The 14,083-nt window shown below is 72.4% G+C and carries 12 protein-coding genes; 6 read left to right on the forward strand and 6 right to left on the reverse strand.

Annotation, left to right across the window (positions count from 1 at the left end; all coding sequences use genetic code 11):
* Positions 1-41 precede the first annotated feature (41 nt).
* A complete protein-coding gene (locus ACFQUZ_RS18535; protein ID WP_377443770.1) occupies positions 42-1,040 on the reverse strand; it encodes an aldo/keto reductase family protein in 999 nt (332 codons plus the stop codon).
* Between the two features lie 25 nt (positions 1,041-1,065).
* Positions 1,066-4,209 carry a WG repeat-containing protein gene (locus ACFQUZ_RS18540; RefSeq protein WP_377443772.1) on the reverse strand — a complete coding sequence of 1,048 codons (3,144 nt, stop codon included), beginning with the start codon at positions 4,207-4,209 and terminating at the stop codon, positions 1,066-1,068.
* A 406-nt stretch (positions 4,210-4,615) separates the two neighbouring features.
* Here ACFQUZ_RS18540 and ACFQUZ_RS18545 point away from each other — a divergent pair, with 406 nt between their 5' ends.
* Genes ACFQUZ_RS18545 through ACFQUZ_RS18555 form a run of 3 tightly spaced genes read left to right on the forward strand, consistent with a single transcriptional unit; the run spans position 4,616 to position 7,330 of the window.
* A complete protein-coding gene (locus ACFQUZ_RS18545; protein WP_377443774.1) occupies positions 4,616-5,461 on the forward strand; it encodes an ABC transporter permease in 846 nt (281 codons plus the stop codon).
* Positions 5,462-5,507: 46 nt separating this feature from the next.
* Entirely contained in the window at positions 5,508-6,308 is an 801-nt protein-coding gene (locus ACFQUZ_RS18550; protein ID WP_377444029.1) for an ABC transporter permease, read from the forward strand.
* Positions 6,305-7,330 carry an ATP-binding cassette domain-containing protein gene (locus tag ACFQUZ_RS18555; RefSeq protein ID WP_377443776.1) on the forward strand — a complete coding sequence of 342 codons (1,026 nt, stop codon included), beginning with the start codon at positions 6,305-6,307 and terminating at the stop codon, positions 7,328-7,330. The genes ACFQUZ_RS18550 and ACFQUZ_RS18555 overlap by 4 nt, the downstream gene beginning before the upstream one ends.
* Here the strand turns inward: ACFQUZ_RS18555 and ACFQUZ_RS18560 are convergent.
* A complete protein-coding gene (locus ACFQUZ_RS18560; RefSeq protein WP_377443778.1) occupies positions 7,276-7,872 on the reverse strand; it encodes a helix-turn-helix domain-containing protein in 597 nt (198 codons plus the stop codon). The two genes, ACFQUZ_RS18555 and ACFQUZ_RS18560, sit on opposite strands and share 55 nt — an antisense overlap.
* A gap of 55 nt (positions 7,873-7,927) precedes the next feature.
* Here ACFQUZ_RS18560 and ACFQUZ_RS18565 point away from each other — a divergent pair, with 55 nt between their 5' ends.
* From ACFQUZ_RS18565 to ACFQUZ_RS18575, 3 genes are all read left to right on the forward strand, one after another.
* Positions 7,928-8,668, forward strand: coding sequence for an AzlC family ABC transporter permease (locus ACFQUZ_RS18565; RefSeq protein WP_377443780.1), 741 nt, complete (start codon positions 7,928-7,930; stop codon positions 8,666-8,668).
* Positions 8,662-8,970 carry an AzlD domain-containing protein gene (locus tag ACFQUZ_RS18570; protein WP_377443782.1) on the forward strand — a complete coding sequence of 103 codons (309 nt, stop codon included), beginning with the start codon at positions 8,662-8,664 and terminating at the stop codon, positions 8,968-8,970. Before ACFQUZ_RS18565 ends, ACFQUZ_RS18570 begins: the two co-directional genes overlap by 7 nt.
* Positions 8,971-9,160: 190 nt before the next feature.
* Complete coding sequence (locus tag ACFQUZ_RS18575; RefSeq protein ID WP_377444030.1) at positions 9,161-10,882, forward strand: aminotransferase class V-fold PLP-dependent enzyme; 1,722 nt, start codon at positions 9,161-9,163, stop codon at positions 10,880-10,882.
* 142 nt (positions 10,883-11,024) lie between these two features.
* On the opposite strand, the gene ACFQUZ_RS18580 is transcribed toward ACFQUZ_RS18575, so the two are convergent.
* Genes ACFQUZ_RS18580 through ACFQUZ_RS18590 form a run of 3 tightly spaced genes read right to left on the reverse strand, consistent with a single transcriptional unit; the run spans position 11,025 to position 14,019 of the window.
* Positions 11,025-11,654 carry a hypothetical protein gene (locus ACFQUZ_RS18580; RefSeq protein WP_377443784.1) on the reverse strand — a complete coding sequence of 210 codons (630 nt, stop codon included), beginning with the start codon at positions 11,652-11,654 and terminating at the stop codon, positions 11,025-11,027.
* Positions 11,651-12,871: a globin domain-containing protein gene (locus tag ACFQUZ_RS18585; RefSeq protein ID WP_377443786.1), complete on the reverse strand. Its 1,221-nt coding sequence runs from the start codon at positions 12,869-12,871 to the stop codon at positions 11,651-11,653. Before ACFQUZ_RS18585 ends, ACFQUZ_RS18580 begins: the two co-directional genes overlap by 4 nt.
* Before the next feature lie 2 nt (positions 12,872-12,873).
* Entirely contained in the window at positions 12,874-14,019 is a 1,146-nt protein-coding gene (locus ACFQUZ_RS18590) for a nitric oxide synthase oxygenase (RefSeq protein ID WP_377444031.1), read from the reverse strand.
* Positions 14,020-14,083 lie beyond the last annotated feature (64 nt).

The raw sequence follows: 14,083 nt of genomic DNA on the forward strand, positions 1-14,083 counted from the left end.
GGTGGGCGGGGTTGGGCGGGTCGGCGGTCTGGCTGGGCGGGTCAGGGGCGGTGGGCGGGGCTTACCGTCTGGGCGGCGTCCCGCTCGGTGATCGGGTCGAGGACCTCGTCGATGGCCTTGAGCAGTCCCTCGTCCAGCCGCACCCCGCTGGCCTTGACATTGTCGTGGACCTGCTCCGGACGAGTGGCGCCGACGATCGCCGACGAGACGTTGGGGTTCTGCAGCACCCAGGCGATGGCCAACTGAGCCATGGTCACGCCGGCCTGGTCGGCCAGCGGCTTGAGCCGCTGTACGGCTCCGAGCACCTCGTCGGTCATGAACTGCTTGATGAACGCCGCACCCGACTTCTCGTCGGTGGCCCGGGAACCGGCCGGTGGAGCCTGACCCGGCAGGTACTTGCCGGTGAGCACGCCCTGGGCGATCGGCGACCAGACGATCTGCCCGATGCCCAGTTCCTCGCTGGTCGGCACCACCTCGGTCTCGATGACCCGCCACAGCATCGAGTACTGCGGCTGATTCGACACGAGCGGGATCCTCAGCTCCCGGGCCAGTTCGTAGCCAGCCCGGATCTGCGCGGCGTTCCACTCCGACACGCCGATGTACAGCGCCTTGCCGGAGCGGACGACGTCCGCGAACGCTTCCATCGTCTCTTCCAGCGGGGTGGAGTGGTCGAACCGGTGAGCCTGGTAGAGGTCCACGTAGTCGGTCTGCAACCGGCGCAGCGAGCCATTGATCGACTCCATGATGTGCTTGCGGGACAGGCTGCGGTCGTTCGGACCCGGCCCGGTCGGCCAGAAGACCTTGGTGAAGATCTCCAACCCCTCCCGCCGCTGGCCCCGCAGGGCCCGCCCGAGCACCGCCTCCGCGCGCGTACCCGCGTAGACATCGGCGGTGTCGAAGGTGGTGATGCCGGTGTCCAGGGCCGCCCGGACGCAGGAGAGGGCGGCCTCCTCCTCGACCTGCGAGCCGTGGGTGATCCAGTTTCCGTACGAGATCTCGCTGACCATCAGGCCGGAGCGGCCAAGGTGTCGGAATTCCATCCACCGACCCTAGCCGGCACCGGGTTCAGAGCACCGGTTCGGTGTCCGCGAGCAGCCGGTCGATCTCCTCGGTCACCGCGGCCCGGCTGGGGTGCACCGGGTCCACCAGTGGCTCGCCGCGGCGGTCCAGGGCTCCCCACCGTCCGGCGCCGGTACCGACCAGGAACGCGACCGGATGGATCACCAGCGCCGGGTACCGCGGTGGCACGATCACCCTGCCGTCCCGGTTCACCACACCGCGTCGTCCGTCCGCGTCGACGATCGCCAGGCCCTCGTCGCTGAACCCGTCGACGTACCGGCCGTCGGTGAGCGCCGTCGCGAAACCGGTGTAGCGCATCGGAACCACCACCCGGCCGGTCCGGTCCACCGCGCCCCAGCCGCCGTTGCGGATCGCCGCCACCGCGGCTATGCCGCGCCGGAACGGGCGTACGTCGTCGAAGCGAGCGGGGATGACCACCTCGTTGGTGCGGTCGATGGCCCGCCATGAGCCGTCGCCGTCGGCGGATACCCAGGCCAGCCCGTCGGAGAACGAACCGACCGCCCGATATCCGGCGGTTGCCGGGATGAGCAGCTCACCCGATTCGTCGATCAGCTCCCACGTGCGGATCTCCGGGCGGCGCACCCAGGCCGTACCCTCGGCGAACGGCTGCACCTCGGCGTAGCTGGGGGCGATCACCCGTTCCCCGGCTGGTCCGTCGAAGCCCCAGCGTCGTACCCGGTCGTCGAAGACGGGAGTCGGCGGGCGGTGCACCTGGAGGACCTCGTCCCGGGTTCGCGCGTACGGACCCCAGCCGTTCTGCGCCACCTTCGCGAACACCGCGTCAAGCGCCAACTCGGTCCGGGCGATCAGGTCCGGGTCCTCTACCCGGCGCAGGTCCAGCGCCTTCTCGAAGTGGTTGCACGCCTCGATGTAACGGCCCTGGTCATAGCAGGACCGGCCGGCGTGCTCGTGCATCGTGGCCCGAAGCCGATCCGGCAGCTCCGACGAGTTGGCTTCGGCGAACAGCCGGTCCGCCTCGGCGAACTCGCCGCGCCACTGCAGGACGTGCGCGAGGCGGGCCTGCGCGATGGCGATCCGGCGCAGTTCACCTGTGGTTTCCGCGTACGTCAGGGCGAGCCGCCCGTCGGCCAACGCCTTGCCGAGGTCACCGAGGATCCGGGAGACGACCGCGCGCAGGCTGAGCAGCCGGGCCCGGCTCCGGTTGTCGGTGGCCGACTCCAGCCGTCCGGTCAGCCCGTCCCGGACCGTGCGCAGCTCGGCCGGGTCCTCGACCAGTTCGCGCAGGGTCTCGGAGTGGAACCGCCACTTGTACGCCGCCAGCACCCGCTCCGGGTCGACCGGTGCGGTCGGGGACGGGTCGGCCGAGGTGTCGTCGGCCGACCGGGGTTCGACGACGGGGGTGAGCATGGTGGGGGTCCGAATAGCGGCGGCGGCCCCGGTGGCCCGCCCGTCCGGCGCGGGTAGCACGGTGTCGTGGCTCGCCGCGTCGGCCGGTGCGCCAGGCCCGGTGCGGTTCGGGTCGGTCGCGGTGGGATCCGGATCGGCCCCGGCGACGGCCGGGCCGGTCGCTGTGCCCGCGGGCCCATCCGCCGACGGGCCGGGGCCGGTCGGTGCTTCCGGGGTCGGCTCGGCGGCGTCCGGGGCCGAATCGGCGGCGTCCGGCGCCGGATCGGGAGTCCCGGGTGCCTCGGATTCCGTGGTGGGACGGGCCGGGGCGGCAGCGGGCTGCCCGGCTGCCGGTGGTCCGGATACGGGCCGATCCGGCGGGCCCGCCACGGTGGTCGGTGGTTCCGAGGCCGGGACGGTGGTCGGTGGTTCCGAGGCCGGGACGGTGGTCGGTGGTCCCGAGGCCGGGACGGTGGTCGGTGGTCCCGAGGCCGGGACGGTGGTCGGTGGTCCCGAGGCCGGGACGGTGGTCGGTGGTCCCGAGGCCGGCGCGGCCGCCGGCGGGCCGGAGACGGGCGGGGCCGGGAAGTCCAACCGTAGGGCGGCGGCCGGGGCGCCGGGAATGGGTGGTCGGGACCGGCCGTCCGGGCGATCGTCACCGGTCGTCCGCGTGGTGGTCTCGCGTCTCGGCCGCTCGGCCGGGTCGTCGGCCTTCGGGCGGTCCGGCGGACCACCCACCGGCGCGGGCCGCGGCTGCGGGTTGGGCAGGAGCGGCGCGGGGCGATGCTCCCAGCCGGTCGACAGCGCAGGGGCGGGCACCGGCTTGTCGTGGCCGTGTGCGGTGACCTTGTCGACGCTGGCCGGCGGGCCCGCCTGGTCCTGGCCACCCGGTGGGTGGGTCCGCTCGGGGGCCGGTGACGCGGCCCGCCGCCGGGCGGCAGGGACGTCCGGGTCCCTCCGGGCTGGCGCGGGTCGTGGCTGGTCGACGTTCGATCGGCGGGTCGGCGGGACCGAATCGACCGGCCGGCCGGGATTGACCGGCGCCCAACCACCCCGGTCGGGCGTCGGGGTGATGTCCCGGACCGGCGCTGTGGAGGCGGTGTCGCGCGCCGCGGGAGTGACATCCCGTGCCGCCGGGGTGATTCCGCGTACCGGTGGGGTGGATTCCCGTGGCGACGCGGGCGGATCGGGTCGCCACGCCGGCCGGTTCCAGCCGGCCACCCGTCCCGACAGACCGGCGTCGTCGGGCATGTCGACCGGGGCGGGTCGCGACGGCGCCGGCCCATGGCGTGCCGCCGGTGACCAGTCGTCCCGGTCGCCCACGCTCGCCGCACGATCATCGTCGTCCGGCCGGTCGAGCCATCTGGAGTCGTATCGCTCCGGCCCGGGTGGCGGGGCGGGCTCCGACCGGACGAGCCGCAACCGCTCGGTGCGCGGTGGTTGCTCGGGTTCGCGGCCGTCGAGGAACCGACCCGGTTCGCGCACTCCGTGGCGCGCCCGGGAGTCACTCGGTTCGCTCTGCTCCTCGGCGTCGGGCGGTCTCCGGACGTCCAACTCGTCGAGGAAGCGGGCGTCGAGGTCGCGGTCCGGGAACTGGTCGAGGGAATGTACCCCCGCTCTACCGGTCGCGGTGGGGGTCCGTCGCGACCTGCCGGTCGGGTACCGGGCTCCGATGTCGCCCGGATAACGCTGGCCGGGAAAGGTCGCTTCCCATTCCGAGGTGGGTTCGAGCTTCCAGGCCGGCTCGGCGTCCTCCCGCCACATGTCGTATCGGCCGTTCATCGAGGCGCCTCACTGTCGTGGGCCAGGCGACGCGGCCCCGGCATCGGCTCGCGTCGCTCGCTCACGGCGGTCCCACCTCGTTGGAAACGGTACTGGGCAGCGCTGTACCCGCGGGAGGAAAGTCACCCGGTCGCGACCGCGTGGTCGCGAAAGGAGGGTAACGGCGCGGGCTCGCCCAACGCCACTGCGCTGCGTGCACTATTCGGAAACACTATCCCAAATAACCGGACAGACGACATCTTTCTACCCTAATTCCCTCCCGGTTGGCGCTGCTCGTCATGGGGGCGTTGCCGAGTCGTGACGTACCTCAGACGGCACGGGCGGTACGCGTTGCCGTTAATTCCGTTGGCCGGTCTCGCGATCGGGCCTAGAGTCGGCGGGTTGTCGATCCTTGGGGGAGGACGCCATGGCCGTGACGGTGACCGTGCCGCCGGTCGACAGCACCGTCGCCGCCATCCGGACCTTCGGTGCTCTGTGCCGGGCGGGCTACCGGCGGCACGCGACCTACCGGCAGGCGACCGTGGCGGGGCTGGTCACCAACACCGTCTTCGGGTTTCTCAAGTGCTATGTGCTGCTCGCCGTCGCCGAATCGGCGGCCGGCCTGGCGGCCGGTTACGACGCCCGGCAGCTGGTCACCTACGTCTGGGTCGGGCAGGGCATGTTCGCCCTGCTGGGGCTCTGGGGCTGGACCGAGCTGGCCGACCGGATCCGGTCCGGCGATGTCGTCAGCGACCTGCTGCGGCCGGTGCCGCCGGTGGTCAGTTACCTCGCCACCGATCTCGGCCGGGCGGGCTACGCACTGCTCACCCGGTTTCTCCCGCCGCTGCTGGCAGCACCGTTGTTCTTCGACGTCTACCTGCCGCACCGCTGGTGGACCGGGCCGCTGTTCGCGGTGTCCGCGCTGGTCGCCATCGTGATCGGATTCAGTTGCCGCTATCTGGTGAACGCCGCCGCGTACTGGCTGTACGACGTGCGCGGCCCGATGATCCTCTGGCTCGTCGTGTCCAGCGCGCTGGCTGGCCTGGCGTTCCCGCTGCGCTTCCTGCCGGAGCCGCTGATGCTCGCGGTCTGGGTGGCGACGCCGCTGGCCGGGCTGTTCCAGACACCGCTGGACGTGGTGGTGGAACGGGACCCGCCGGCCGTCCAGTTCGGCCTGGTCGCCGGCCAGCTCGCCTGGGCGGTGGTGATGCTGCTGGTCTGCGCCGTCGTGCAACGCCGGGCCGAGCGGCGCCTGGTGGTGCAGGGTGGCTGAGCGCGCGACCGGGGTGGCCCGGCCCGGTGCGGCGGGGGACCGCCCGATCGGCCTCGGCCGGGCGTACCTCGCGCTGCTCCGGGGACAGGCCCGGTCGCAGGCCGCGTACCGGACATCGTTCGTTGTCGAACTGGTGGCCAACGTGTTCATCACGGCGTGGGATGTCGTGCTGGTGCTGGTGCTGTTCGGGGTGTCGGGCGAACTGGGCGGCTTCGCGCTGCGCGAGGCCATGGTGATGGTCGGGCTGTCGTCGTTCGCCTTCGCCGCCGCCGACGTCACGGTCGGCAACATCGAGCGGGTACGCACGTACGTGCGCACCGGACTGCTGGACGCGGTGCTGGTCCGGCCGCTGCGACCGCTGCCCCAACTGCTGCTGGCGGACCTGCCGGTGCGCAAGGTGTCCCGGATCGTGTTCAGCACCGCGGTGTTGCTGCTGGCGCTGGCCGCGGCCGACATCGCGTGGACCCCCGCCCGGGTGGCGCTCGCCGTGGTGGCGCCGCTGGCCGGCACGGTCTTCTTCGGTTCGGTCTTCGTCGCCACCGCCAGCGTCGCGTTCTGGTGGATCGACTCTGGCGAGATCGCCAATGCGGTGACCTACGGCGGCCGGGAGTTCGCCACCTACCCGGTCACCGTCTATGGCGGATGGTTCCGCGCCGTCTTCGCGTACGGGATGGGGTTCGCCTTCGTCGCCTACTACCCGGCGCTGGCACTGCTCGGGCGGACCGACCCACTCGGCCTGCCGGACTGGGTCGGTTGGGTGGCGCCCGCGGTGGCGCTGCCCGTCCTCATCGCCGCCGCGGCCGTCTGGCGCGTCGGCATCCGTCACTACCGGAGTACGGGGTCATGAGCGAGACGGTGATCGAGGCGCGCGGATTGCGCAAGGAGTTCGAGGTGCGGGTCCGGGCGGGCCAGCTGCGCCGGGAGAAGCGGACGGTGACCGCGGTCGCCGGGGTGGACCTCGCCGTCCCGCGCGGCGAGATGCTCGGTTACATCGGCCCGAACGGAGCCGGCAAGTCCACCACCCTGAAGATGCTCACCGGCGTGCTCACTCCCTCGGCGGGCGACGTGCGGGTCTGCGGTCTCGTCCCGGTGGCACAGCGGACCAGGTTGGCGGCGCGCATCGGGGTGGTCTTCGGTCAACGGTCCCAGCTGTGGTGGGACCTTCCGCTGCGGGACTCCTTCGACCTGCTCCGGTACGTCTTCCGGGTCCCCGCCGCGGCACACGCGGCCCGGCTGCGCCGCTGCCGCACCCTGCTCGACCTCGACGAGTTCCTGGACATCCCGGTCCGGCAGCTCTCGCTGGGGCAGCGGATGCGTGGCGAACTCACGGCGGCGTTGCTGCACGCCCCCGAGGTGTTGTTCCTGGACGAGCCGACGATCGGTCTCGATCTGGTGAGCAAGCAGGCGGTCCGGGAATTCATCGCGGACCTGGGCCGGTCCGGCGACACCACGCTGGTGCTCACCACGCACGACCTCGCCGACATCGAGCGGCTGTGTCGCCGGCTCGTCGTGATCGACCACGGGCGGGTGGTGCACGACGGGTCGATCGAGGACCTGCATGCCCGGTACGGATCGCCGCGACAGGTGCTTGTCGACGTGGCGGAGCCGGTGACCGATCCGCCACGGGTGGACGGGGCGCCGTTGGTGCGTACCGAGTTGGACGGCCGGCGGCTCTGTTACGCGCTCGAGTCGGTGACCGCCGGGGAACTGGTGCGGCGCCTGGCCGGGCTGGCCACGCTGCGCGACATCGCGATCGTCGAGCCTGACATCGAGGACGTCGTGGCCACGTTGTACCGGACGCCGGCGGACCCCGGTCAGGGATGCTCCATGATCAGCACCACGACGGTGCCGGGGGCGAGCGCCTCGTAACGGTGCGGCACGTCGCCGGGGAAGGTGACGTAGTCGCCGGGGCCCAGCTCCACGGTGGCGTCGACCGGCCCGGTCCGGAGCCGCCCGGTGCCGACGACCAGGTGTTCGACGCTGCCCGGCGTGTGCGCCTGGGCCTCCCGGCCGGTGCCCGGTTCGATCTCCATCCGGTAGATGTCCCGGCGGTGCTGCGCCCCGCCGGCGGCGAGCAGCACGGCCGCGACGTCGGCCTGCTCGGACCGCAGTCGGGGCCCGGCTCCGGCCCGGATCACCCGGACCTCGGTGGTCGGCTGCTCGACCAGCCGGCTGAACGGGATGTCGAGGGCCACCCCGAGCGCCCATACGGTTTCGATGCTCGGGTTGCCGGCGCCGGCCTCCAACTGGGACAGGGTCGACTTGGCGATGCCGGCCCGCCGGGCGAGTTCGGTGAGGGAGAGCCCGGCGCGGTCGCGTTCCCGCCGTAGCGCGGCGGCCAGCACGGCGACCGGCGAGGCGCCGGTCGCTGGCGAGGCGCCGGTCGCGGCACCCGGTGTCGTTCGATGCATCGGTCGCTCCGTTCGGTTTGACGAACAAGCCGTCGGGTGTTCATCATTCTGGACTATGCGTTCGACGCAACGAACAGACGCCACTGTCCGGATCGGGACCGACGGTCCGGACCCGGCCGGACCCGGCCGGCGCGCCCGCCCCCGCGACGCCGCCGCCCTCGCGCTGGCGGTCGGCGTGGTCGGGGCCTCGTTCGGTGCCGTCACCGTGGGCACCGGACTGCCCGGCTGGGTCGCCGTCGCGATGTCCCTGCTGGTCTTCGCCGGCGGAGCGCAGTTCCTCGCGGTCGGCCTGCTGGCCGCAGGAAATCCTGTCGCGGCCGTGCTCGGTGGGCTGCTGCTCAACGCCCGGCACCTGCCGTTCGGCCTGGCGTTGGGTGACGCGGTGGGCGGCCGGTGGCGCAGCCGGCTGCTCGGTAGCCACCTGATGACCGACGAGACAACGGCGTTCGCGCTGGCCCAACCCGCCGGCCCCGACCGTCGCCGGGCCTTCTGGCTGGCGGGAACCATGCTCTTCGTCGCCTGGAACGTGGGCGTCGTGGTCGGGTTGCTGGCCGGCGGCGCGGTGGGCGATCCGAACCGGCTGGGACTCGACGCCGCGTTCCCGGCCGGGTTGCTGGCGTTGCTGCTGCCCGCACTGCGGGACCGGGCCAGCCGATGGGCCGCCCTGGCGGGCGCCGGAATCGCCCTGGCCACCACTCCACTGCTGCCCGGGGGATTGCCGGTGCTGCTGGCGCTGGTCGGGCTCGCCGCGCTCGCGCTGCCGAGACTCCGCCCGGACCGGGCACGGCCGTGTTGATCGCCGCGGTCCTGGCGCTCGCGGTCGGGACGTACGCCTTCCGGCTCGCCGGTGTGGTGCTGAGGGAGCGGCTCGACCTGCCCGGCTGGCTGCGGCGCGGGCTGCCGATCGCGGCCGCGACGCTGCTCGCGGCGCTCGTCGCGGTGGCGGCGTTTACCGAGTCGGGGTTGTTCGCGGGCGTCGCCCGGCCGGCCGGTGTGCTTGTCGGTCTGGTGCTGGCCATCCGCCGGGCGCCGTTCGTCGTCGTGGTGGTGGCCGCCGCCGCGAGCACCGCCGTCCTGCGACTGCTCGGCGTGCCCTGACGGCGGCCGGTCTCGCGTCGGCCCGTCGGTGCTGCCGCCAGGCGATGCCCTGATCGGCAGGAACTGCTCAACCGGGCAGAACGGTCGCCGCCCGCCGGTGGAACGGTGTTTGGCTGCTCCACAGGGGACCAGGGGTGTTCGTGGGTTCTCGCACCCCTCGGAGGAGCGATCGGGGGAGGGCACCGTGACCATGATCGACGGCCGGTTGCCGGCCGGCGACCGGGACCGCCTGCTGGCACGAATCCGGGACAGTGTCATCGGCGAGGGTGAACTGATGCATGGCCCGTACGGGCCGCGACGCATCACCTACGCCGACTACACGGCCTCGGGGCGGGCGTTGGACTTCATCGAGGACGCCATCCGGAGACGGGTGCTGCCTTACTACGCCAACACGCACACCGAGAGTTCGGGCACCGGCCGGATGACGGGCCGCTGGCGGGAGGAGGCCCGCCGCACCATCCACGAGGCGGTGGTCGGCGGGGACGAGCACGTCGTGATCTTCTGCGGTTCGGGCGCCACCGCGGCGGTCAACAAGCTGATCGGGATCCTGGAACTGCGGCTGCCCGACGCGCCGACGCGCCGCCATGGACTGCTCGACCGGATCCCGGCGGACCAGCGGCCGGTGGTGTTCGTGGGACCCTACGAGCACCATTCGAACGAACTGCCCTGGCGGGAGACGTACGCCGACGTGGTCGTCATCGGTGCGGACGCCGACGGACACATCGACCAGACGGAGCTGGTCGCCCAACTGGTCCGCCACGCGCACCGGCCGCTGCGGATCGGCAGCTTCTCCGCGGCATCCAACGTGACAGGCATCCTGTCCGAGGTGGACGCGATCGCGCGGCTGCTGCACGCGCACGCCGCGTTGTCGTTCTGGGACTACGCCGCGGCCGGGCCGTACCTGCCGATCCGGATGGTGGAGTCCGCGCCTGGCGCCGCCGACCACAAGGACGCGGTGTTCCTCTCCCCGCACAAGTTCGTCGGCGGTCCGCAGACGCCCGGCGTGCTCGCGGTCCGCCGGGACCTGTTGCGCAACCGGGTCCCGAGCGTGCCCGGCGGCGGCACCGTGGCCTTCGTGGGCCCGGAGGTGCACCACTACCTCGACGACCCGGTGGCCCGGGAGGAGGGTGGCACGCCGGCGATCGTCGAGTCGATCCGGGCCGGGCTGGTGTTCGCCGTCAAGCAGGCGGTCGGCACCGACGTGATCGAGGCGTGCGAACGCCGGCTCTGGGCGCGGGCGCGGCACCGGTGGGCCACGAATCCGCGGATCGAGGTGCTGGGCAACCCGCACGCGCCGCGGCTGTCGATCGTCTCGGTGCGGCTCCGCTACCGAGCACGCTACCTGCACCACAACTTCGTCGTGGCGGTGCTCAACGACCTGTTCGGCATCCAGGCCCGCGGCGGCTGCTCGTGCGCCGGCCCGTACGGGCACCGGCTGCTGGTCATCGACGCGGCGCGCTCGCGGGCGCTCCGGGATGAGATCGACCACGGCTGTGAGGGGATCAAGCCGGGCTGGGCGCGGCTCAACTTCAACTACTTCATCTCGGACACCGTCGCCGACTATCTCGTGGAGGCGGTCCGCCTGATCGCCGATCACGGGTACCGGCTGCTGCCCGACTACCGGTTCGACGTCCGGACCGGGCTGTGGCGGCACCGGGCGGAACCGGACCGCCCGCCGGTCGGGTTGGCCGATCTGATCGATCCGGCCACGCCACCGGAGGCGGGCTCTGGCCCCGAACGGGTGGGCGAGGAGGCGCTCGCCGGCTACCTGGATGAGGCCCGTCGCATCCTCACGACGCGGCCGGCCCGGCTGGACGACTCGGCCACCGGGCTCGCGGACAGCTTCGAGGCCCTGCGCTGGTTCCACCTGCCTCCGGCCTGCCTGCCACCCGCGTCCGGCTGCCGGGGCTGACCGCCGGGGCCACAGGGCGGTGCGGGCGCCGGAGCCCCGCCGATCCTGTCCGCGCCGGAGCGTCGCCGGTCCTGGTCCGCGCCGGTCCTCAGTCGGTCCTGGTCCGCGCCGGAGCCCCGCCGGTCCTGGTCCGCGCCGGTCATCAGTCAGGCAGGACGGCGTCGAGTTGGTCGCCCAGCGCGGCGGCGCCCGCGGCGTCCTTACCGAGCCGGTCCGACTGCGCGGCGAGGTACGTCTGCCACTGCCGGATCTGGTGGGAGGCGGCGCGGACCACCTCGACGAGCGCGTCGTTCGACGCCCGCAGGGACTGGATCCGTTCCTCCACCTCGGCACCGGACCCCTCGGACCGGGATCCGGCGGCCTGCGCGGTCGCGATGATCTCGGCGGCCTGGGCCCGGGCGTCCGCGATGATCTGGGCGCCCTCCCTGCTCGCCTCGTCGACCGTCTCGTTGGCCTCATCCTGTGCGCGCATCGTCAGCTCGATCACCATGGGGTCCGGGCCCTGGGGGACGGTGCTGGGCAGCGCGCCATGCCGGTACATCTCCACCTGGGCGGCCATTCGACGATGGTTGGCGCGGAGCCGGTGGATCTCGGCGTTGAGCGACCTGATCTGTTCGTTGGCGAACTGGCAGGCTTCCAGGACCTCGCGCTGGGACAGCCACCACGTGCCGCGGAAGCGTCGCGCCTCGACGTGGGCGAGCCGGCTCTCCATGTCGTCGACCGGTGCGCCACCGAGTAGGGCGGCAGTGACGCCATCATGATCGACGCTCATCGGGCTCCTAGCCGGCTGAGGGGGCGTGACGTATCAGGCGACGCCACGATGGGTGGATAGGACGTGTGGTCGAAGGTCTCGGTGAGGATCTGGTCCGGCGGCACCCCGGCGTCGACCAGGGTGCGGATGGTGTCCCGAATCATCGCGGGAGATCCGCAGACGAGAACGTCCGAGTCTTCCCAGGAGCGTAGCCGTAACGCCACGTCCACGGCCGTGCCCACTGCGCCCTCCCAGCCCCAGCCCGCCTCGACGGTTGGGACGTAGCGCAACCACCGCTCGCCCGCCGATTGGCCGGCGGACGCCGTCGACGCGAGCATGGCCAGTGCCTGGTGGTCGTAGAGGTCGCTCGGCGTCTTGCCACCGACGACGAGGGTGACCGACCGGGCGGGGCCCTGCCGCAGCGACTCGACGACGGCCCGGAGCGGGGCGAGGCCACTGCCGCCCGCGACGAGCAGCAGCGGGCGGTGCGGAGCCCGATCGTAGGACGACAAGGTGGTGCCGACCGGATGCCCCAGCAGCAACCGGTCACCGACCCCGGTGCGGCGGACCAGATGGGTGGAGAACCGTCCCGTGGCCCGCACGTGGAACTCGATGGTGCCGTCCGGCCGGGGAGCGTTGGCCGGCGAGAGGTATCGCCACATCCGCAGGTCGGGAAGCTGCACCGGGAGCGACTGGCCGGGACGGTACGCGCACAGGTAGTTGGGTCGGACGGTGAGCACCACGAGGTCGACCAGCCTGCGGTCGACGTCCAACACCTGGGCCTCCCAGTACGGCGGCAGGCTCCTCTCGGACTCCGCCGCCCCGGCCAGCATGAGCTTCGCGACGGCCTCGTAGGCCGCCGCCCACTCCGCCTTCAGGGCGGGGGTCCACGCGGTGCCCAGGAAGTGTTCGAGGGTGGCCAGCAGCGCCTGTCCCACCCAGATGTAGTGGTGCTCGGCCAGGTGGATGACGTTGCCATCGGCATCGCGTGCCTGGAACCGGCGGTGGTCGGCACCGAGTCGATGGGTGAAGGCGGTCAGTTCCTCGGCGTCGTCGACGTGCGTGAGGATGTGTCCCAGGGCCGCCAGCAGCTTGTCCTCCTGGTAGCGCATGTTGGTGGGGAACATCGTCCGGGTTTCCGGGGCGATCACGAACAGGGAGGCGTAGAAGTACTTGACGGCGCGCGGACCGGCCACTGTGAATTGGCGCCAGCTTCGACGCAGGGCGGTGACGTCCATGGTCAGGCCAGCTCGCGGTGGGCGGCGGAGTGGAGGTCCCGAAGCGTCGCGCCGACCCCGCCCGCGGCGTCGTACGGGCGGGTCGTCGGCAGCAGGTTCGGCGTCGGAACGCGCGTGTCGTAGTAGCGGTGGTGGACGGCGTGCAGGGCCGCCCAGCCGACCGAACCGTTGAGCCAGGACCAGTCGCCGTACACGGGCCGGCCCGCGCGCTCCTCCTGCTCGCAGAACCGCACGAACAGCTCGGACTCCGTGTGCGGGTCCGAGATCCGGACTCCGGCGGAGCGGAAGGAGTGCAGTATCGCCTGGTTGATCACGAGCGCGGCATGCTCGCGCCACAGGTTGTCCTCGCGATCGATGTCCGTCCCGAGGGCGCGGGCGACCACCCCGAGCTGGTCGTACCTGCCCACGTCGCCCATGTTCCGGGTGCCGATCTCGTCGCTGAGATAGTGGCCGTTGAACGGCGCGCAACTGTAGTCGACACCGCCGATGCGTAGCCTCATGTTGGAGATCACGGGCAGGGCGTGCCAGCGCAGCCCCAGCTCGGCGAACCACGGGTACTGCGGATGGCTGAGCGGAACCTCCCTGATCAGCTTCCGCGGCGCCGCGACCAGCGTGGGTGGCTCGGTCGCGGTCTCGATAACCCAGGGCAGCAGGTCGAAGCGGCCCGGCGCGTCCGGGCCCCGCCAGCCGAGCCGCAGGACAGCTCGGGTCATGGCGTGCTGGGCGGGATCGCCGAGCACCGAGTCGTCCGGAGCCGGCCAACCGCAGTACCGGACGAGCTGGTCGTTCCAGATCCGCGCGCGCGGTGCCACGCCCGGGCGGTCCGGCGCGAACACCGTCATCACGGATCGGATCCGCCCGCTCCGGTCCGCCTCGGCGAGATGCTGGCGCAACTCCCGGGCGATGCCGGCGACCGAGGTGACGTCCCGGCGGTCCCGCACGTGCAGCGCGCTCCACCGGACCCGGCCGATGCACCGGACGGACTGCCGCCAGGCGACCCGCGATCCGTAGACCAGTTCCTCGCCGCGGTGCCGGTAGCTGCCGGTGAGGTCGATCTCGTCCAGCACCTCGGTGATCCGCTGGGCGAGACCGGGAACGTCATGCTCCTGGTGGTACGCGGTCAGGAACTCCACCGCCTCGGCACGGATGTCCGGCTGCTCCGTCGGGTGGCCATCGAGGTCGGTGAGAAGGGTGTCGGACCGGGTGGGTTGC

Origin of the sequence: Plantactinospora sp. GCM10030261 (genome assembly GCF_042666615.1) — a bacterium.
Classification (GTDB): Bacteria; Actinomycetota; Actinomycetes; order Mycobacteriales; family Micromonosporaceae; genus KBS50.

Excerpts from the sequence above, each read along its gene's own strand:
- ACFQUZ_RS18540 (WP_377443772.1), bottom strand. The coding sequence starts at position 4,209 with ATGAACGGCCGATACGACATGTGGCGGGAGGACGCCGAGCCGGCCTGG.
- ACFQUZ_RS18580 (WP_377443784.1), bottom strand. The coding sequence starts at position 11,654 with ATGAGCGTCGATCATGATGGCGTCACTGCCGCCCTACTCGGTGGCGCA.
- ACFQUZ_RS18560 (WP_377443778.1), bottom strand. The coding sequence starts at position 7,872 with ATGCATCGAACGACACCGGGTGCCGCGACCGGCGCCTCGCCAGCGACC.
- ACFQUZ_RS18575 (WP_377444030.1), top strand. The coding sequence starts at position 9,161 with ATGATCGACGGCCGGTTGCCGGCCGGCGACCGGGACCGCCTGCTGGCA.
- ACFQUZ_RS18565 (WP_377443780.1), top strand. The coding sequence starts at position 7,928 with ATGCGTTCGACGCAACGAACAGACGCCACTGTCCGGATCGGGACCGAC.
- ACFQUZ_RS18545 (WP_377443774.1), top strand. The coding sequence starts at position 4,616 with ATGGCCGTGACGGTGACCGTGCCGCCGGTCGACAGCACCGTCGCCGCC.
- ACFQUZ_RS18555 (WP_377443776.1), top strand. The coding sequence starts at position 6,305 with ATGAGCGAGACGGTGATCGAGGCGCGCGGATTGCGCAAGGAGTTCGAG.
- ACFQUZ_RS18535 (WP_377443770.1), bottom strand. The coding sequence starts at position 1,040 with ATGGAATTCCGACACCTTGGCCGCTCCGGCCTGATGGTCAGCGAGATC.
- ACFQUZ_RS18585 (WP_377443786.1), bottom strand. The coding sequence starts at position 12,871 with ATGGACGTCACCGCCCTGCGTCGAAGCTGGCGCCAATTCACAGTGGCC.